This is a genomic window from Paenarthrobacter sp. Y-19 (genome assembly GCF_029223985.1).
GTDB lineage: Bacteria > Actinomycetota > Actinomycetes > Actinomycetales > Micrococcaceae > Arthrobacter > Arthrobacter nicotinovorans.
Genome location: NZ_CP119414.1, coordinates 4,185,067 through 4,202,513 on the forward strand (window position 1 = coordinate 4,185,067; position 17,447 = coordinate 4,202,513).

14 protein-coding genes are annotated in these 17,447 nt (G+C 64.1%); 12 read left to right on the plus strand and 2 right to left on the minus strand.

The genetic code is table 11. The features are described 5' to 3' along the window. The first annotated feature begins 57 nt into the window (after window positions 1–57). The 4 genes from PYR64_RS19705 to PYR64_RS19720 are packed head-to-tail and all read left to right on the plus strand — an operon-like array spanning window position 58 to window position 5,636. The gene (locus PYR64_RS19705) at window positions 58–825 is read left to right on the plus strand and encodes a 5-oxoprolinase subunit PxpA (protein WP_079582029.1); all 768 of its coding nucleotides are present in this window, start codon (window positions 58–60) and stop codon (window positions 823–825) included. Between the two features lie 43 nt (window positions 826–868). Then, window positions 869–2,218 (plus strand): MFS transporter, encoded by a 1,350-nt coding sequence (locus PYR64_RS19710; protein ID WP_018778436.1) that lies wholly within the window; start codon window positions 869–871, stop codon window positions 2,216–2,218. 6 nt (window positions 2,219–2,224) lie between these two features. Then, the gene (locus tag PYR64_RS19715; RefSeq protein ID WP_110504826.1) at window positions 2,225–3,868 is read left to right on the plus strand and encodes a 5-oxoprolinase/urea amidolyase family protein; all 1,644 of its coding nucleotides are present in this window, start codon (window positions 2,225–2,227) and stop codon (window positions 3,866–3,868) included. Window positions 3,869–3,875: 7 nt separating this feature from the next. Further along, a complete protein-coding gene (locus PYR64_RS19720; RefSeq protein WP_275777164.1) occupies window positions 3,876–5,636 on the plus strand; it encodes a biotin carboxylase N-terminal domain-containing protein in 1,761 nt (586 codons plus the stop codon). Between the two features lie 73 nt (window positions 5,637–5,709). Here PYR64_RS19720 and PYR64_RS19725 read toward each other — a convergent pair whose 3' ends face one another. Further along, window positions 5,710–6,894, minus strand: a complete 1,185-nt coding sequence (locus PYR64_RS19725; RefSeq protein ID WP_275777166.1) for an ROK family transcriptional regulator — start codon at window positions 6,892–6,894, stop codon at window positions 5,710–5,712. A 119-nt stretch (window positions 6,895–7,013) separates the two neighbouring features. Here PYR64_RS19725 and PYR64_RS19730 point away from each other — a divergent pair, with 119 nt between their 5' ends. Genes PYR64_RS19730 through PYR64_RS19765 form a run of 8 tightly spaced genes read left to right on the plus strand, consistent with a single transcriptional unit; the run spans window position 7,014 to window position 16,185 of the window. Further along, window positions 7,014–8,306, plus strand: coding sequence for a sugar ABC transporter substrate-binding protein (locus tag PYR64_RS19730; RefSeq protein WP_275777168.1), 1,293 nt, complete (start codon window positions 7,014–7,016; stop codon window positions 8,304–8,306). A 48-nt stretch (window positions 8,307–8,354) separates the two neighbouring features. Further along, window positions 8,355–9,290 carry a sugar ABC transporter permease gene (locus PYR64_RS19735; protein WP_275777170.1) on the plus strand — a complete coding sequence of 312 codons (936 nt, stop codon included), beginning with the start codon at window positions 8,355–8,357 and terminating at the stop codon, window positions 9,288–9,290. Next, window positions 9,280–10,176, plus strand: a complete 897-nt coding sequence (locus tag PYR64_RS19740; protein WP_110504831.1) for a carbohydrate ABC transporter permease — start codon at window positions 9,280–9,282, stop codon at window positions 10,174–10,176. The genes PYR64_RS19735 and PYR64_RS19740 overlap by 11 nt, the downstream gene beginning before the upstream one ends. Window positions 10,177–10,206: 30 nt before the next feature. Further along, window positions 10,207–11,541 carry an alpha-L-fucosidase gene (locus tag PYR64_RS19745; protein WP_110504832.1) on the plus strand — a complete coding sequence of 445 codons (1,335 nt, stop codon included), beginning with the start codon at window positions 10,207–10,209 and terminating at the stop codon, window positions 11,539–11,541. Further along, window positions 11,538–12,413 (plus strand): ROK family protein, encoded by an 876-nt coding sequence (locus tag PYR64_RS19750; RefSeq protein WP_110504833.1) that lies wholly within the window; start codon window positions 11,538–11,540, stop codon window positions 12,411–12,413. The genes PYR64_RS19745 and PYR64_RS19750 overlap by 4 nt, the downstream gene beginning before the upstream one ends. Beyond that, window positions 12,414–13,910, plus strand: coding sequence for an arylsulfatase (locus tag PYR64_RS19755; RefSeq protein ID WP_110504834.1), 1,497 nt, complete (start codon window positions 12,414–12,416; stop codon window positions 13,908–13,910). It abuts the gene before it with no gap. Further along, window positions 13,907–15,475: a M81 family metallopeptidase gene (locus PYR64_RS19760; protein ID WP_275777173.1), complete on the plus strand. Its 1,569-nt coding sequence runs from the start codon at window positions 13,907–13,909 to the stop codon at window positions 15,473–15,475. The genes PYR64_RS19755 and PYR64_RS19760 overlap by 4 nt, the downstream gene beginning before the upstream one ends. After that, complete coding sequence (locus PYR64_RS19765; RefSeq protein ID WP_275777175.1) at window positions 15,475–16,185, plus strand: copper homeostasis protein CutC; 711 nt, start codon at window positions 15,475–15,477, stop codon at window positions 16,183–16,185. The genes PYR64_RS19760 and PYR64_RS19765 overlap by 1 nt, the downstream gene beginning before the upstream one ends. On the opposite strand, the gene PYR64_RS19770 is transcribed toward PYR64_RS19765, so the two are convergent. Continuing rightward, complete coding sequence (locus PYR64_RS19770) at window positions 16,175–17,422, minus strand: D-arabinono-1,4-lactone oxidase (RefSeq protein WP_275777177.1); 1,248 nt, start codon at window positions 17,420–17,422, stop codon at window positions 16,175–16,177. The genes PYR64_RS19765 and PYR64_RS19770 overlap by 11 nt on opposite strands. Window positions 17,423–17,447: the final 25 nt, after the last annotated feature.

Sequence of the window (17,447 nt, forward strand, 5' to 3'; positions counted from 1 at the left end):
ATCCAGCAGATTGGTGCATGCTGGATGTAACGCACATCACGAGGCAGGGATCACACCATGGCAACCATCGACCTGAACAGCGACGTCGGCGAGTCCTTCGGGCGCTGGACACTCGGGGACGACGCTGCCATGTTCCAGTCCGTTTCCAGTGCCAACGTTGCATGCGGATTCCACGCCGGCGACCCCAGCGTCATCCGCAGCACCTGCGCGAAGGCGGTCCAGGCCGGCGTCGTAATTGGTGCCCATGTCGGCTACCGCGACCTCGCGGGTTTCGGCCGCCGCTTCATGGATATCGATCCCAAGGAGTTGGCGGACGATGTCGTGTACCAGATCGGGGCCTTGCAGGCTCTGGCGGCCACTACGGGAGCGCGCGTCGAATACGTCAAGCCCCATGGTGGCCTCTACAACGCAATCGTGAAGCACACAGCCCAGGCGCGGGCAGTAGTGGAAGCTGTGAAATCGGTGGACCCCAACCTGCCGATTCTTGGCCTTCCCGGCTCCGAAGTCCTGCGTATCGCTGAGGAAGCCGGCCTTCGGGGCGTTTCCGAAGCCTTCGCGGACCGCGCCTACAACCCGGACGGAACCCTCGTTTCCCGCTCCCAGCCGGGTGCCGTCCTGCATGATCCGGCCGAAGTGGCCGAACACGTCCTGCGCATGGCCACCGAACAGTCGGTCAAGGCAATCGACGGTTCCATCCTCAAGATCCGCGCAGAGAGCATCTGCGTGCATGGTGACTCACCGGGAGCCGTTGCTATGGCTACCGCGGTGAAGTCCGTACTGGGCGAGGCCGGCGTAGCCGTCGGCTCGTTCCTCCCATCCGTTTGAACCTGGGCTCCGCACCACACACCTCATCCCCCCGGAGGGCATCATGACCAGCACCAACAACGCAGCAAAGGCAGTGACAAGGAAGCCACCGCCCGGCGCACTCAAGGCCTACGTCGCAAGCCTGACCGGCACCTCGCTGGAGTACTACGACTTCGCCATCTACTCGGTGGCCTCGGCCCTCGTGTTCCCAAAGATCTTCTTCCCGGGCAACGACGAATTCGTTGCGCTGCTCCTCTCCTTCTCAGCGTTCGCAGTTGGTTATCTTGCACGCCCGATCGGTGGCATCATCTTCGGCCGCCTCGGCGACAAGGTCGGGCGCAAGTACGTCCTGGTCTTCACTTTGGTCCTGATTGGCGTGGCCACTGTCCTCATCGGTGCGCTGCCCGATTACTCCGTGATCGGTGTTGCGGCTCCCACCATCCTTGTCCTCCTGCGGCTCGCCCAGGGCATCGGCGTAGGTGGTGAGTGGGGAGGCGCGGTACTGCTGTCCAGTGAATTCGGCGATCCCAACAAGCGCGGATTCTGGTCCTCGGCAGCTCAGATCGGCCCGCCCGCAGGCAACCTCATGGCCAACGGCGTCCTCGCCATTCTTGCCGCCAGCTTGAGCAACGAAGCGTTCCTCTCCTGGGGTTGGCGCGTAGCCTTCCTTGCCTCCGCACTCCTCGTGGTGTTTGGCCTGGTCATCCGCCTCAAGCTCGAAGAAACCCCGGTCTTCAAAGCCATCCAGGCCCAAGGCGACCGCCCGAAGGCCCCCATCAAGGAAGTCTTCACCCAACAGCCCAAGGCCCTGGTGGCAGCCGCCCTCTCCCGGGTCTGCCCCGACATCCTTTACGCGCTGTTCACAGTGTTCGTGGCTGTCTATGCCACCAAGGAACTGGGCATGACCACCGGCAACGTACTGTCCGCCATCCTGATCGGGTCAGCTTTCCAGCTCTTCCTGATCCCTCTGGCCGGCGCACTGACTGACCGCTTCAACCGTCGTTGGGTCTACGGCATCGCTGCAGCCGCAACCGCTGCGTTCATCCCGCTGTTCTTCCTGATGATCCAGGGCAGGTCTGTGCTCATGCTGACCATCGGCACGGTCATCGGATTGGCATTGCACGCCTTCATGTACGGTCCCCAGGCGGCTTTCATCACCGAACAGTTCCCGGCGAGGCTCCGCTATGCGGGCAGCTCGCTGGCATACACCCTGGCCGGCGTGATCGGCGGAGCGGTTGCACCGATCATTTTCACAGCGCTCTACGGTGCGGCGAATCACGGCTGGTACTTGATTGCTGTTTACATTCTGGTGGCATCCGTTGTCACCATCGTGGGCATGCTCCTGGGTCGCGATCCGGAGCCTGAAGAGGAAGAGCGCTTGTTGCAGGCGGCGCAGTCCCAGCCGGCAGTGTAACGAGTCATGGAAACCGCAATGCACACCACCACCGCAAAAAAGGTACTCTCCGTCAGGCCGGTTGGCACCCGTGCTGTCCTGGCCGAACTGGACGGACTGCAGGATGTCCTGGCCCTCCAGGACATGCTGTACAAGTCCCCGCTCCCGGGACAGGTGGACGTACTCGCCGCTGCTGAAACAGTGATGGTGGTGGGTGAGTCTGCCGCAGCCACCCGCGCCATCGGCGCCCGGCTGCTCGAGTTGGAACTCACCGTTCCGGAGGTTACTGACTCCGGGCTGGTGGTCATCGACACCGTGTACGACGGCGACGACCTCGCCGACGTCGCGGAGTTGACCGGACTGAGCGTCGACGGCGTCATTGCGGCCCACACAGGTCAGGTCTGGACCGTTGCCTTCGCGGGCTTCGCGCCGGGTTTTGGGTACATGGTGGGCGAAAACGAGGTCCTTACCGTGCCTCGGCGTTCGTCCCCGCGCACAGCGGTCCCGGCCGGTTCCGTCGCCCTCGGTGGCCAGTACTCGGCCGTCTACCCCCGCCGTTCCCCGGGCGGCTGGCAGCTGATCGGCCGGACCGGTGCACGGATGTGGGACCTGAACCGTCCGCAACCGGCACTCGTGAGGCCCGGTGACCGGGTCCAATACCGGGCCGTCCGCGAGGTTGTCACTGCCTCGGCCCATGATTCCGACGCCGATTCAGACCACCACACGGGACCGGGCCTGCGGATCCTCAACCCAGGTGCCCTGAGCCTCATAGAGGACCTCGGCCGCCGCGGATTCGGCCCGCTCGGCGTCTCCGCGGCTGGTGCCCTGGACCGGGCCTCCCTCCGCAGGTCCAACCGCCTGGTGGGCAATGCCCCTTCTGCGGCGGCCATTGAGTCCGTCAACGGCGGGCTGACTGTGGAAGCTGTTGGAGACCAAGTCCTTGCCGTCACCGGTGCGCCGACAACGCTGACCGTCCAGTCGCCGTCGTGGTTTGACGACGACGGCGACGAAGTCAGTCCCGGCGGCCAGCGGACCGTTCCCATGGCTGCACCTTTCGCACTGCTCGACGGCGAAGTCCTCACCTTGGGCGCCCCCGAGTCGGGATTCCGGAACTACGTGGCAATCCGCGGCGGTGTTGATGTGCCCGAGGTTCTTGGGAGCCGTTCGGCAGATACGATGTCCGGCATCGGGCCTGCCCCGCTGGTCATCGGCCAGGAGCTTCCCGCCGGTGACGCCACCGAATCAACAGCGGTGGGCAGCCCTGAGCTGCAACCCGGGTTCCCGGATGAGGGTGTCACGGTGTTGGACGTCGTTCCCGGACCTCGCGCCGATTGGTTCGACCAGGCTGCGCTCGACTCCCTCACGAGCCAGGACTGGCTGGTCACGCCGCAGTCCAACCGTGTGGGCATGCGACTGGACGGCACCCCGTTGAAGCGGACCCGCGAAGGCGAGCTTCCCAGTGAGGGCACCATGGCGGGTGCGCTCCAGATCCCGCCTGCCGGACTGCCGGTCCTGTTCCTGGCGGACCATCCGATTACCGGTGGCTATCCCGTGATCGGCGTGGTGCGTGATGAGCACCTGGACCGCGCAGCGCAGGTGCCCATCGGCGGCCGTATCCGATTCCGGTTCGTCCACGATTCCCCAGACTTCAGCACAACCCCAGAGAAGTGAGTATTTGATGCGTAAGGTCCTGATCGCGAACCGCGGCGAAATCGCAGTCCGCGTCGCCCGAGCCTGCGACGATGCCGGCATCTCGTCGGTAGCCGTCTACGCGGATATCGACGCCGACGCCATGCACGTTGGCGCAGCCGATGAAGCCTATAGCCTGGGCGGAAACAGCCCTGCTGACACCTACCTGAACATCGGGAAGCTGCTTGGCATCGCCGCGCAGTCCGGCGCGGACGCGGTCCACCCCGGATACGGCTTCCTCTCCGAAAACGCGGACTTCGCACAAGCAGTGATCGACGCCGGGCTGGAGTGGATCGGTCCCTCTCCGGAGTCCATCCGTCAGTTGGGCAACAAGATTACTGCCCGCGAGATCGCCGTCCGGGCCGGTGCGCCGTTGGTCGCGGGCAGCGACGGACCTGTGTCCTCTGCGGCGGAAGCACGCGCTTTTGCCGAGGAACACGGGCTTCCGATGGCCATCAAGGCTGCTTTCGGTGGCGGCGGACGGGGACTCAAGGTAGTCCGCGAGCTCGCTGAAGTGGAAGAGGCCTTCGACTCCTCCGTCCGTGAAGCCGTGGCCGCATTCGGTCGTGGCGAGTGCTTCGTGGAGCAGTACCTGGACCGGCCGCGGCACGTGGAAGCGCAGATCATCGCGGACAAGCAGGGCAACGTCATTGTGGTGGGTACCCGCGACTGCTCCCTCCAGCGCCGCCACCAAAAGCTCGTGGAAGAGGCACCCGCGCCCTTCCTCAGCGATGCACAGCGGCAAAAGATCTACGACGGTTCCAAGGCGATCATTCGTGAAGCCGGCTACTACGGTGCCGGAACAGTGGAGTTCCTCGTTTCGGCAGACGGTGCCGTCGCGTTCCTTGAAGTCAATACCCGACTTCAGGTGGAGCACCCGATCACCGAGGAAACAGCGGGGATCGACCTGGTGCAGGAACAGTTCCGCGTGGCTGCGGGCCTGCCTTTGAGTGTGTCCGAGGACCCCGTCGCCAAGGGGCACTCCTTCGAATTCCGGATCAACGCTGAAGACGTCGGCCGGGGATTCCTGCCGTCCCCTGGCACAGTCGGACTTTTCGAGGTGCCTACAGGGCCGGGCATCCGGGTGGATACCGGAGTGCGTGCGGGGTCGAACGTTCCACCGCAGTTCGATTCCCTGTTGGCGAAACTGATCGTGTCCGGAGCTGACCGGCAGCAGGCACTTCGTCGCGCCCGTAGGGCCCTGGCCGATTTCACCATCACAGGCTTGGCCACGGTGCTGCCATTCCACCGGGCGGTCCTGGAGGCTGACGACTTCACTTCAGTGGCCGGACTCCGCGTACACACCCGGTGGATCGAGACTGACTTCGCCGGCCAGATCCCCGTGGACCCTGACTACAGCGCGGTGGCGCCGGGCGGAGAACGCCGGACCATCACTGTTGACGTCGACGGCAAGCGGCTTGCCGTGGGACTTCCTGCGGATTTGCTGGATGGCTGGGCGCGCTCCGGACAAGGGCTTCCGGCCGCTACGGATGTCACGGGGCTGCCGGGTTCCCTCGGCGCCGATGATTCACCCGCCGAATCCGCCCTCGTCTCCAGCATGTCCGGCACCGTCGTCAAGTGGCTGGTGGAACCCGGAGCCGAGGTAGCTGCCGGAGACCCCCTGGTGGTTCTGGAAGCCATGAAGATGGAAACCCAGGTCCCGGCACACCGCGCAGGCACCCTCTCGGAAGTGCTCTCGGCTCCCGGTGGAGTGGTCTTGGCGGGCGCAGTGCTCGCCCACATCGAGTAGCGGGTTCGCCAGCGCGTTTCCACACCCTGTTCCCTCGCTGAACGGCAGGGGAACAGGGTGTGATGCAACCGTCTTACGCCGCCGGGTCTGAACGGTTCAACACAACGGCGTTGTGCAGGGCCATGCCCGCCGCCCCGATGGCACCTTCAGCTTCGGTCCACTCCCGGACGGTGATGGTCAGGGGGTGGTGGAAGCGCAGCACAGTCTCCTGAAGCCCTTGCTCAAAGCCGTTGCGCAGATATCCCCACAACGCGGTCGTCTCGCCCGTGACGATGATGGTTGAGATGCCGAGCAGGTTCACCGTGCCGCCGAGGGAGCGGCCCAGCAGCCGCCCGGTCCGGTCCAAGTATGAACCCGCAGGAGAGCCCGGGTCCCTGGCCAGGGCGGCAAGATCTTCCAGTGTCGCTTCGGGGGCCAGATCGGGCGCGGCTGCCAGCAGCTCCCGCAGCCCCGCGTAGACCTGGAGGCAGCCCCGGTTTCCACAAACGCAGCGGGGCCCCTCGGGATCCACAGACATGTGGCCGAACTCGGTGGAGGCGCCGCCGGGACCGTAGAAAACCGACCTGCGGTTGACGATACCCATGCCCACGCCGGGCCCGAGGCCCAACAGCAGGAAGTCATCGTGCCGGCGGCCCAGGCCGAAACTGATCTCCCGGGTTGCCAAGGCAAACAGGTCGTTGGAAACGAAGACGGGCAGGTCCACTGCCCGTCGGAGCTGTTGGCCGAGGTCGAAGTTCTCCCAATTGAGGGTGGCGGAAATGATCACCGTGGAGGAGTTCTGGTCTACAGCGCCCGAGACCGAAATGCCCACTGCGACGGTGCGCCCGGGGTGTGCCATGGCCCGCATCTGCCCCATCACCACGGCGGCCAGCTGGTCCACGGGGTCGTTATCGGGGCTGAAAGGGACGACGTCTGACGTGAGGATCTTTCCGTCCAGCAGCATAGTCACCACAGCTACGCTGCGGGGTGTGATTCCCAGTCCGATGACGACGGCGGCATCCGGCACCAGCTGGACCGGGACCTTGGGGCGTCCGGCCCCGGCGCTTTGTCCGGCAGGGAGGTCGCGGACCATGCCCTCGGCCATCAGGTTACGTACCTGTGCTGTCACCGTTGCCGCGCCGAGGCCGAGTTGCTTGGCGATCTCACCACGGCTGAGTGGGCCCCTGTCGGCGAGCAGTCCCAGGATCTCGGCGCGGCTGACAACCTCACTGGCGGGGGTCGGACGGGCGCGTGGGCGAGTGCTCGAAATGTGAAACACCTCTCTCTTGACTCCGGCCGGAGCGTCCGCATAGTCTAACCGGACCGTAGTTAATTCGGTACCGAATTAATTATAGGACCGGGTTCCTGCACCCTCCACCAAACTCAGAAGGACGAAGAATGAAATTAGCAACGAAGCTAGCCGCAGTCGTCGCCGGCACCGCCGTCATGTTCGGCGCCGCGGCCTGCGGTTCCTCCAACACCTCTGGTTCCTCCGACGCATCCAGCGCGGACGTCACGCTCGACTGGTCCTTCTGGTCCCAGGGTGAAGAGGGCAATAAGACCTGGAAAGAACTGGCAGCGCAGGTCACTGAGAAGTACCCGAACATCAAGGTGAACCTGACCACCGCGCCCTTCGCCGATTACTTCACCAAGCTGCAGTCCCAACTTGCCGGCGGTACTGCTCCGTGCATTGTGAGCATGCAGTCCCTGCGCCTTCCCGCCTTCGCCAAAGCCATGGAGCCCATGGAGGGACAACTGGCCGAAGCCGCCGGCTTCAAGGCCGATGAGTGGAGTCCCGGCGCTCTCAAGGCTTTGCAGTCTTCGGACAAGCAGTACGCACTTCCCTACGGCCTATCCACCATGGTCATGTATTACAACAAAGATGCATTCAAGGCCGCAGGTGTTGAAGAGCCCAAGAACGGCTGGACCACGGACGAATTCATCGCCGCGGGCAAAAAGGTTTCGTCCTCCATGGGTAAGCCCGCTTTCGGTGAGTCCTTCTCGGACCTGCATATGTACTCCCAGCTGCTGGCTCTCAACGGAGCCCGACCGGTTTCCGACGACGGCGCCCTGCAGTTGACGGACGATAAGGTCACCGACGCGTTCGGCTGGTACACCGGACTGGCGACGGACGAGAAGATCAGCTCAGTTCCGGCCAGCTCCTCCGATGTTGCCTGGGGTGAACAACAGTTTGTTGCGGGCAATACGGCGATGGCTGTGGACGGAACCTGGAACATCAAGAGCAACGTCACCGATGCTGCCGGGTTCAAGGTGGGAGTAGTGGCCCTGCCGCAGGGCGCGAACGGCGCCGGTACATTCTCGGCCAACTCAGGCTTCGGTATCTCCAAGACCTGCAAGAACAAGGAAGCGGCGGCCAAGGCCATTGGCGTGCTGACCGACGCGGCCTCACAGGCCGCCTCGGCCAAGGCCGGCAACCAGCCGGCACGACTCGCTGCTACGGACGCATTCATCCAGGGCCTGAAGACAGACATCGATCCCACCAATCCGGGTTACTCGGACCAGGTGGCCGCAGTGGTGAAGGCTTCCTCGGAGAAGGCGGTGCCGTTCATCAGCACGGGCAACTGGGACAAGGTCACCAAGCTGATGGGACAGCAGTTCCAGCAGGCCTACACGGACAAGATCTCCCCGGAGGAAGCCCTCAAGAACGTCCAGGAGAGCGGCGCCAAGTAGCGTCCGCTGTTTCTTCCGAATCCCGAGCCCGACGAGAAAGGCATCACCTTGACGGCCACCATTGCTTCACCGCCGCGGCGCCCTGCGCCGGAGCCGGTGAGCGTGCCACGGAAGAAGAAGACGGACTCCCGCGCGGCACTGGGCTTTTTGACGCCCAGTGCCGTGGGGATGACGCTCTTCATCCTTCTGCCCACGCTCCTGGCCATTGCCACGAGCTTCTTCAATTGGCCTACGTATGGTGACGTCACGTTCGCCGGGCTCGACAACTACAAGGACTTGTTTGCTGCGGGAAGCCAGTTCCCAGCGGCACTCATCAACACGCTGTTGTTCACCGTCATCGTGGTGCCACTCAACCTGGTCCTGACCATCGCTACGGCATTTTGGGTTTCAACCAGCCGGTTTTCCAAGCTGTACCGTGTCTTGTTCTTCCTGCCGGTGGTGACACCGTCTGTTGCTACGGCTGTCATTTGGAAGCTGATCTATCAGCCGGACGGCATCCTGGATTCGACCTTGCAGTCCATGTTCGGCCTCCACATGCCCAACCTGCTCGGGGACAGCAGTACGGCCATGCTCGCCGTCGTCGTCGTGATCCTGTGGCAGGGCTTCGGCTACAACATGCTCATCTTCTCGGCAGCCATCGACCAATTGCCGCAGGACGTACTTGATGCCTCCATGCTCGACGGCGCATCGGGTCTCACAGCGCTGTTGAAGATCAAGCTGCCGCTCCTGACCCCGGCAATTTTCTTTGCTTCCACCGTCACTATGATCTCGGCGTTCCAGATGTTCTCCGAACCGTTCGTGCTCACTGCCGGTGGTCCGGGCACGTCAACGGTCACAGTGGTCATGAACGTCTACCAAACAGCCTTCCAGGGTGGCGAGCTTGGTGCCGCTGCAGCACCTGCCATTATCCTCTTCGCCTTGATTCTTGTAGTCACGATGATCCAGTGGCTGGGACAAAAGAAATGGGTCCATTATGACCAGTAACCAGACAACGTCGCGAGCGTCCGCTGTTTCGGCGGAACGTGCGGGCAAGAAGGCCAAAGGGCGCTTCCGCCCATTCAAACTGGTCAGCGAAATCTTGATTGCAGGGGTGGTCCTGCTCTTCCTCTTCCCGATCGTTTTCACCTTCTTCTCCGCTTTCAAGTCCAACGGCGAGATCTTCGCCCAGCCGCCGTCACTGTTCGGAGCGGAGTTCCGGTGGCAGAACTTTGTGGAAGTCTTCGAGTACACGCCATTCCTGCGCTTCATCTTCAACGGCCTGGTGGTCTCGATCATCGGCACGGTCATCGTGGTGGCGGTATCCGCGTTGGCGGCTTACAGCTTCGGCATCCTTCGCTGGCGCGGGCGTGACAAGTTCATGCTGCTCTATCTGGCAACCATGATGATCCCGCAGGAAGTCCTTGTCATTCCGATGTTTTTGCTCATGCAGAAGCTGGGCTGGATCAATACCTGGCAGGCACTGATCCTGCCGTGGGCCTTCGGGGCGTTCGGCGCCTTCCTGCTCCGCCAGTTCTTCGTGAATATCCCGTATGAGCTGGTGGAGGCATCCAGGATGGACGGGTGCAGCCAATGGCGTACCTTCAGCCGGATCATCCTGCCGCTGGCCAAGCCTTCACTGGCTGTCTTGGCCGTGTGGACGTTCATCACGTTCTGGAACAGCTTCCTGTGGCCCCTGATCGTGGTCAACGACGTCAACGAGCTAGGCAACGTCTCACTGGGGTTGCAGACCTTCTTCGGCGAGCATGGCAGCTCCTGGAATCTGGTCATGGCGGCATCGGTCATTGCCATCCTGCCCACGTTGCTGTTGGTGGTCGCACTCCAAAAGCACCTGGTCAAGGGCATCGCAACAGTTGGCCTGGCCGGCCGTTAGCCCACATTCCTTCTAACTCCAAGGCTGAACATGTTCTATTTTGAGGACCGAGTAGGTCCCGACTTCGGCGCGGAAGCACCGGAATACCCCGATTGGACCTTCCCGCAGTGGCTCAAAGACGCCAAATTCGGAATCTTCGTCCATTGGGGACTTTATTCAGTGCCGGCGTTTGCCGAGACAGGCAATGCGCCCACCCCCGTGGAGGATGCCTATAGGGATCACAAATATGCTGAGTGGTACGGCAACACGGTCCGGCTTCCAGGTAGCAGCGCCGAGGCCTACCAGCGCGAGACATTCGGACCAGGTACGAGCTATGAGGACCTCGCTGAACTGTGGACAGCGGAGTCCTTCGACGCCAATGAATGCGTCGAGCTGTTTCGACGGGCCGGCGCGCGCTACGTTGTGCCTACTGCCAAGCACCACGACGGTTTTTGCCTTTGGGATACGGAGACGACTGGCTTCAACAGTGTCCGCCGAGGCCCGGGCCGGGACCTGCTGGCTGAATTCGCGGCGGCAGCACGCGACGCCGGACTCAAGTTCGGTGCATACTTCTCCGGCGCGTTGGACTGGCATGTGAGCGATCTGCGTGCCATCAACTCCGATCCCGATGTTTTCCGGTTGCGCCGGAACGACGAGCAGTTCGCCCGCTACGCCTTTGACCAGGTTGGTGAGCTGGTGGACCGGTTTGCTCCGGACATTTTGTGGAACGATATCGAATGGCCCGACGCCGGCAAGTCGGCCGCAGATTTCGGCGTCGCCGCACTGTTCCGCAAGTACCTCGCAGCGGTGCCGGAGGGCATCGTCAACGACCGCTGGGGCGTTCCGTCGCACGGGTATCTGACGCGCGAATACAGCGACATCGGCTCGCTGTCCGACAAGAATTGGGAGTCTTGCCGGGGGCTGGGCCGTTCGTTTGGCGTCAACCGCAACGAAACCGAATCGGACGTCCTCAGCGTCGCGGAGATTGTCCGTCACTTGGTGTCTGTGGTGTCCCGCAACGGCAACCTGCTGTTGAATATCGGGCTTAATGCCGATGGCACCATTCCTGCGATCTACCGCGACAGGCTGGAGGGCCTGGCCGCTTGGATGGACGTCAACGGGGAAGCGATCTACTGTACTCGTCCGTTCGCCGGAGACCCTTTGGGACGGGAACACGTGGCGCTGACTGTTGGCGCCCGCGCCACCTATGTGTTGGTGATGGATCCTGCCGCGGAACTCCCTGTATTGCCGCTTCCCACCACCGGCGGGCACTGGCTTGGTGCCAGTGAGGCGGGCGACAAGTTCGTTGTTCCTGAGACCCTGAAGGACTCGGCAGTGGCCGTCTTCGCCATTCCGCACACCAACAAGCAGGGACACCCCGTATGAGCCAGCGGTTGGTGGGCATCGACATCGGCGGTACCAAAATCGCCGCCGGTGTCATCGACTCCAAGGGAAACATCCTTGCCCGCGAACAGCTCGCAACTCCCCAGGGTGGCGTAAATATCGCCGCTGCGGTGGCGTGGATGCTGGGACAATTGGACGCCGACGGCGGCACCACAGTGGGCGTAGCCGTCCCCGGATATGTGTCCACTGACCATCGCAGCGTCGCCAACGCGGCAAACCTCGCCCTCAAGGAGGCGCGGCTCGCGGACTGGATCGAAGAGCGCGCCGATGTGCGCGCCGTCGTCCTCAATGACGCCAACGCCGCGCTGTGGGCGGAGTTCCGGTTCGGCGCGGCGCGCGGTGTGAGCAACGTGGCCATGCTGACCGTGGGCACGGGCATCGGCGGTGGCCTGCTGGTCAACGGTCAGCTGGTCTCCGGGGCGCATGGTTGGGCCGGGGAGGCAGGGCACATGACGGTGGTCCCGGATGGCCGCCCGTGCGGTTGCGGGAGCCGGGGTTGCCTGGATCGCTATGCCAGCGGAACGGCCTTGGGGCACCCGGCGGCCAGCGAGGCAGACTTCGCTGAACTGGGGCACTGGCTGGGCTATGGCCTCAGCCAAGTGGCCATGTTGTTGGACCCGGACTTGTTCCTGCTTGGAGGCGGCGTCAGCGCTGCCGGTGCCGCCTTGACCGACCCCACTGAGCTGAGGCTTGCGGGGCTGCTGGCTGAGCGCGGACGCGAACAGACCCCGCCGGTGCGGTTGGCGCAGCTTGGACCGGACGCCGGCTTTATTGGTGCCGCGGCGTACGCGGTGGACCTGCTGTCCGGCAGCGTACCCGGAAGCGTGTCCCTGGTCGACCAGGTGGGAGCCTAGATGGACGTCGGATCTTCCGGGCACGGCCGTCCCAACGTGGTGGTCATCCTGGCTGATGACCTCGGTTGGGGCGACCTCTCCTGCCAAGGCGCCGAGGCCATCCAAACGCCCAACATCGATGAGCTTGCCCGCCGCGGAATGCGGTTTACCGACGCCCATGCCTCCTCAGCGGTGTGCACGCCCAGCCGATACTCGCTGCTCACCGGCGACTATCCCTGGCGAAGCCCGCTCAAGAGCGGCGTCCTGGGCGGCGCGGATCCGGCGATCATTGCCCACGATGCTCCAACGCTGGCCCGTGACCTGAAAGCCCGCGGCTACAGCACGGGGGCATTCGGCAAATGGCATCTGGGCCTGGGGTGGACCTGGCTGGATGGCAGCGCGCCTGATGCCTTCGCGGCGGGATTCGCCCCTGACATGCAAGGCAACGGTCGTGGCATCGATTACTCGGCGCCATTCACGGGAGGGCCCACGGCCTTGGGTTTCGACCGCTTCTTCGGCATCGCCGGATCACTTGATATGCCGCCGTATTGCTTCTTGGACCAGGATCACGCCGTCGGCACGCCGTTGGTGGAGAAGACGGACCTGGTCTCCTCGCAACGTCCAGGCCTGGCATCGCCGGGTTGGCGGGATGACGCCGTGGACACCACTGTCACTGAGCAGGCGGTCGCGTGGATCGGGGAACAGCGGCGCGCGGGCCAGGAGTTCTTCGCGTACATCGCCACGGCCGCACCCCATCGCCCCTGCGTCCCGCCAGCTTTCGTGCACGGCTCCACGGCTGCCGGTCCTCGTGGCGACGCCGTGGTCCTGGTGGACTGGATGGTCGGGCAGTTGATGGAAGCGTTGGGGGACGACCTGGAGCGGACGCTGGTGGTCTTCACCAGCGACAACGGCGCACCGACGATGTTCACGGAAGACATGCTCGACGCCGATGGCGGACTCACGGGGCACCTCCCCAACGGTCCGTGGCGCGGCCAGAAAGCGGACGCCTGGGAGGCAGGGCACCGGGTTCCGCTGATCGTCGCTGGCGCAGGCTCCGCAGCCGGAGTCTGTGATTCCCTCGTGAGTCTCCTGGACGTTCGCGCCACCGTGTCGGACGTAACTGCCGGAGCCGCGGGCGCCGCCGTCGAGCCCTCTTCCACCGGCTCCGAGGAAGCGGCCGCCGGCGCGCAATCCGAGTACGGCGACGGAGAGTCTTTCGCAGGCCTGCTCGCCGGCGAACGGGATGCTGAACAGGGCCGGCTTCTGGCCCAACAGGCTTTTGACGGGACCCTGGTACTCCGCAGCGGTCCGGCAAAGGCCATATACGGCACTGGTTCCGGCGGATTCTCGGCCCCCCAAGGTGAGCCGGACGACTCCGGCCACGGTCCGGGGCAGTTTTTCGACCTGTCCTCGGACCCGGCCGAAACCGTCAACATCTGGAAGGAGCGTGCCACGGAAGCGCGCGCCATGATTCACACTTTTGAACAACGCACTGGATTCGTACGAGGAACACGATGACTTCACTTTTACACACCGCCCCTGAACAGTCCGAGGTCTGGTGCCCCGCCCTGGCTCCACTCCATGAAGAGGGGCTCGCCCGGCCGCGGATCGGCATCGCCGGGATCTCCATCGAATCAAGCACGTTTTCTCCCCACATCAGCGGGACTGAGGCCTTCACGGTTCGTCGCGGCGCGACGCTCCGGGCCTATTACCCGTTCCTGGATGCCGGCAGGGACCTGGGTGAGGCCGCCGACTGGGTTCCGTTGATGCACGCACGCTCGTTGCCGGGCGGTGCCGTGGATTCGGACCTCTACGCTGCCTTCCGCGACGAGATCGTTGACCGTATCCACCAAGAGGGCCCGTTCGACGCCTTCTACCTGGACATCCATGGCGCCATGAGCGTGCTGGGAATGGAGGATGCCGAAGGCGACCTCGCCCGCCATGTCCGCGCCGCACTGGGGCATGACACGTTGGTTTCCACATCCATGGACCTGCACGGCAACGTTTCCTTCGAACTGCTCAGCGCGGTGGACCTGATCACGTGCTACCGGATGGCACCTCACGAGGACGCCATGAACACCAAGGAACGCGCGGTCTTCAACCTGCTGACCCGCCTTCGTGCCGCAACTGGCGCTGACGTGCAAGCCCGACGTCCAGCCAAGGCCTGGGTACCCGTTCCGGTGTTGCTGCCGGGTGAAAAGACCAGCACGCGCATCGAACCGGCCCGGAGCATCTACGCGGAAGTTCCGCTGGTGGCCGCGCTGGACGGCGTAGTGGATGCGGCCATCTGGGTGGGCTACGCATGGGCCGACGAGCCGCGCTGCCAGGCTTGTGTAGTGGTCACAGGCGACGACGAACAGCTCATCAGCTCCGAAGCGGAACGCCTCGCCCGGTTGTACTGGGACGCGCGCCGGGATTTCGAGTTCGTGGCCGAAACCGCCACCTTGGCCGAGGGGCTCGCCGCAGCCCTCGACCCTGGAGCGCCGCGCCCGTACTTCCTCTCGGACACCGGAGATAACCCGACAGCGGGCGGCGCTGGGGACGTCACCTGGACGTTGCAGCAACTTGTCACGAGTCCTGAACTTGCTGCCGGTCCGTTCCGCTTGGTGCACGCCTCCATTTTCGACGCCGATGCCGTGGCAGCCGCCGTGGCCGCCGGCGTCGGAAGTGAGATCGACGTCGAGGCTGGTGCCCGCGTTGACGCCAACGTCCACGGCCCCGTCCGCCTCAACGGCATTGTCTACTCCATCACCGAAGGGGACCCCGTGGCGGGGACCCAGGCAGTGATACAAGTAGGCAACGTCTTCGCCATCGTGACCGAGCGCCGAAAGCCGTTCCACCACATCGGCGACTTCGCCCAGCTCGGGCTGGATCCGGCGTCGTTCGACATCATCGTGGTCAAGATCGGCTACCTGGAACCGGAACTCTATGACGCCGCAGCCGGCTGGAAACTCCTCCTGACACCCGGAGGCGTGGACCAGGACCTGCTGCGGCTGGGCCACTCCCACTTGGCCGAGGGCGTCTTTCCCTTCTCCGACACAGACGCGCAACCGGCATTGTCGGCCGTGGTGCACCGCCGCTGATGGTTGACCTGGAGATAGCCGTTCAGGACGTTGCCGGTGTGCGGGCCGCACTGGAGGGTGGAGCCACCCGGGTAGAGCTGTGCACGGCCCTGGGTGTTGGCGGCCTGACGCCGTCCATGGGCACTGTGCAGTTGGCCGTCGACGTGGCCCCGGAGGGCTACGTCCACGTACTGGTGCGGAACCGCGGCGGTGGTTACGTCTATTCCGACGACGACGTCCGCGCCATGTGCGCGGACATCGCCGCCCTCCGGGGTACTGGAGTGGGTGGCGTGGTGGTGGGTGCCCTCACTCCCGATGGCCGGATTGACCTGGCCGCGTTGGAACGATTCGTCGATGCCGCGGGAGAGCTTCCGGTGACGTTCCACCGCGCCCTGGATGCGAGCAGCGACGCCCTCGCCGAGTTGGCCCGGCTGGAAGGCACCGGTGTGGGCAGGGTCCTCACGTCCGGCGGGGCGGTCCGGAGTATCCAAGGCGTGGAAATGCTTGCGAACATGGTCCGCCAGGCACCTGACGGGGTACAGATCATGGCAGGTGGAGGCGTGCGTGTTGAAGACATTCCCGCGCTGCTTGCAACGGGAATCGCAGCCGTGCACTTGTCAGCGCGTACGAGTTACGTGGACCCCCACCCGGCAGGGCCTGGAGGTGGGGCACAGGCGCTGGACGCCACAGACTCCGGGATCGTGGCCGCGGCCCGACGCGCTATGAAGTAACCGTCACGCCCAGCACCGTGTCCAGCAGGGCGTTTCGGAATTTGCCCGTGGGATCGTTGGCGCTAACGAGAGCCCGGAAGTCCTCGAAACGCGGGTAGAGGGCGGCGAAGTCGTACTCGCCGGGAGTGAAGAGCTTGCCCCAGTGCGGGCGTGCGCCAAACGGGCGCAGGGCTGCCTCGAGTTCTGGGAGCACGGCCTTGACCTCGGCCTGCATCGGCTTCCAGGTAAAGTGCAGCGCCACGCTTTGCTGCTGGTAGAACGGGCTGAGCCAGAAGTCATCGGCGGCAATCGTCCGGATTTCGGAGATGAACAGCAGGGGTGCCAGCTTGTCCGCGAGACCTCGGACGGCGGCCAGAGCAGCGGGTGCATGTTCCAGCGGCAGGAGGAATTCGCTCTGCAGTTCTTCCCCGTTGCTTGGGGTGAATTCGTGGCGGAAGTGCGGCAAACGGTCCAGCCACTTTCCCGCGACATCGAGTTGTTCGGTGCAGTTCTCGGCTGACATGTCCGGGAGCGGGTGCAGTGCCGCCGTCGCCGGCGTTGCTCCGAACAGCTCCGCCAGGGGAGCTTCGCTGTCCAGCGCCTTGAGCCACACTTGGGCGATGGTGTCACCCGTGTAGTTCGTGAAGAAACTGACGCTGTAGGCACTGGAAGCGATGGTTTCGAAGTTGGCCAACGCCGCATCCCAGGACAGATCCGTGAGCACGCGTTGCCGGACCTCGTAGCTGGGGCGGACGGCAAGCTCCAGTCCTGTCACAATGCCCAGGGCTCCCACGCCCACCACGCTGGCGAGGAATTCGTCGTCGTCGGCTGTAAGGGTGACCAGCTCGCCTGAGGCGCGCACAAGGTCGACACTCACGACGGCGGCAGCCAGGGAGGGGTTATTGACTCCACTGCCATGCGTGCCGGTTTGGATGGCGCCCGCTACGGAGATGTGGGGAAGAGAGGCGAGGTTGTGGATGGCGTAACCCTGCTCTTCGAGCGAGCGACCCAAGGCTCCGTAGCTGATGCCGCCGCTGACCTTTACCGTGCTCTTTTCCCGGTCGAGGACGATTTCCTGGGGGAGGGCATCCAAGAGAATGTGCGTGCCCTCGGTGTCCGCGACCGTATTGAACGAGTGCCGGGAGCCCAAGGCCTTGATCCGGGTCGCCTGGGCCACGAGCTCTCGCAGCTCCTCCACCGACGCGGGCCGCTGGATGCCCGCGGACGAATACTCAAGGTTTCCTGCCCAGTTCTTCATTGAATTCTTCCCTTTTGAATACATG

What these genes read in the sequence shown, in the direction of transcription:
- PYR64_RS19705 (WP_079582029.1), top strand. Translation starts at nt 58, where the DNA reads ATGGCAACCATCGACCTGAACAGCGACGTCGGCGAGTCCTTCGGGCGC.
- PYR64_RS19710 (WP_018778436.1), top strand. Translation starts at nt 869, where the DNA reads ATGACCAGCACCAACAACGCAGCAAAGGCAGTGACAAGGAAGCCACCG.
- PYR64_RS19715 (WP_110504826.1), top strand. Translation starts at nt 2,225, where the DNA reads ATGGAAACCGCAATGCACACCACCACCGCAAAAAAGGTACTCTCCGTC.
- PYR64_RS19720 (WP_275777164.1), top strand. Translation starts at nt 3,876, where the DNA reads ATGCGTAAGGTCCTGATCGCGAACCGCGGCGAAATCGCAGTCCGCGTC.
- PYR64_RS19730 (WP_275777168.1), top strand. Translation starts at nt 7,014, where the DNA reads ATGAAATTAGCAACGAAGCTAGCCGCAGTCGTCGCCGGCACCGCCGTC.
- PYR64_RS19740 (WP_110504831.1), top strand. Translation starts at nt 9,280, where the DNA reads ATGACCAGTAACCAGACAACGTCGCGAGCGTCCGCTGTTTCGGCGGAA.
- PYR64_RS19745 (WP_110504832.1), top strand. Translation starts at nt 10,207, where the DNA reads ATGTTCTATTTTGAGGACCGAGTAGGTCCCGACTTCGGCGCGGAAGCA.
- PYR64_RS19750 (WP_110504833.1), top strand. Translation starts at nt 11,538, where the DNA reads ATGAGCCAGCGGTTGGTGGGCATCGACATCGGCGGTACCAAAATCGCC.
- PYR64_RS19755 (WP_110504834.1), top strand. Translation starts at nt 12,414, where the DNA reads ATGGACGTCGGATCTTCCGGGCACGGCCGTCCCAACGTGGTGGTCATC.
- PYR64_RS19760 (WP_275777173.1), top strand. Translation starts at nt 13,907, where the DNA reads ATGACTTCACTTTTACACACCGCCCCTGAACAGTCCGAGGTCTGGTGC.
- PYR64_RS19765 (WP_275777175.1), top strand. Translation starts at nt 15,475, where the DNA reads ATGGTTGACCTGGAGATAGCCGTTCAGGACGTTGCCGGTGTGCGGGCC.
- PYR64_RS19770 (WP_275777177.1), bottom strand. Translation starts at nt 17,422, where the DNA reads ATGAAGAACTGGGCAGGAAACCTTGAGTATTCGTCCGCGGGCATCCAG.